The sequence below is a fragment of the Streptomyces aureoversilis genome (assembly GCF_042657885.1).
Classification (GTDB): domain Bacteria; phylum Actinomycetota; class Actinomycetes; order Streptomycetales; family Streptomycetaceae; genus Streptomyces; species Streptomyces aureoversilis.
Genome location: NZ_JBHSKJ010000074.1, coordinates 1 through 844 on the forward strand (window position 1 = coordinate 1; position 844 = coordinate 844).

1 protein-coding gene and 1 pseudogene are annotated in these 844 nt (G+C 71.8%); both read left to right on the forward strand.

Annotated features, from left to right (window positions below; translation table 11 throughout):
- Positions 1 to 149, forward strand: a pseudogene (locus tag ACFPP6_RS36460) (N-acetyl-gamma-glutamyl-phosphate reductase); the annotation flags it as partial.
- 94 nt (positions 150 to 243) lie between these two features.
- The coding region (locus ACFPP6_RS36465; protein ID WP_382051145.1) for a bifunctional ornithine acetyltransferase/N-acetylglutamate synthase at positions 244 to 844 on the forward strand (601 nt) is incomplete at its 3' end.

Below are 844 nucleotides of genomic sequence, written 5' to 3' on the forward strand. Positions count from 1 at the left end.
CGCTGGACGAGGCGGCCGGGCGGATCGTCGTGGTGAGTGCGATCGACAACCTGACCAAGGGCACCGCGGGTGGCGCGGTGCAGAGCATGAACATCGCCCTCGGCCTCCCCGAGGAGCTGGGCCTGCCGGCCACGGGAGTGGCGCCATGAGCGTCCGCCGGGTCATAGCGACCCTTCTGGCGCGGCTGGTGCCGTGCGGCACGGCCAAGAACACGACGAGCAACCGGGCGAACGAGGAGATGCAGTGAGCGTCACGGCAGCGAAGGGATTCACGGCGGCGGGCATCGCGGCCGGGATCAAGGAGAGCGGCAGCCCCGACCTGGCCCTCGTGGTCAACCAGGGCCCCCGCCTGGCCGCCGCGGGCGTCTTCACCTCGAACCGGGTGAAGGCCGCGCCGGTGCTGTGGTCGCAGCAGGTCCTCAAGGGCGGACAGGTCTCGGCCGTGGTCCTCAACTCCGGGGGCGCCAACGCCTGCACCGGGCCCGGGGGCTTCCAGGACACCCACGCCACTGCCGAGAAGGCTGCTGAGGTGCTGGGGCACAGTGCGGGCGAGATCGCCGTGGCGTCCACCGGGCTCATCGGCGTGCGGCTGCCGATGGACAAACTGCTTCCCGGTATCGAGAAGGCGGCAGCCGGGCTCTCCGCTCACGGTGGTGAGAAGGCTGCCATCGCCATCAAGACCACGGACACTGTCCACAAGACGGCCGTGGTGCAGGGGGACGGCTGGACGGTGGGCGGCATGGCCAAGGGCGCGGGCATGCTCGCCCCGGGCCTGGCGACCATGCTGGTCGTCCTGACCACCGACGCGGACGTCGACGCGCCCGGTCTCGACGCGGCCCTGCGCG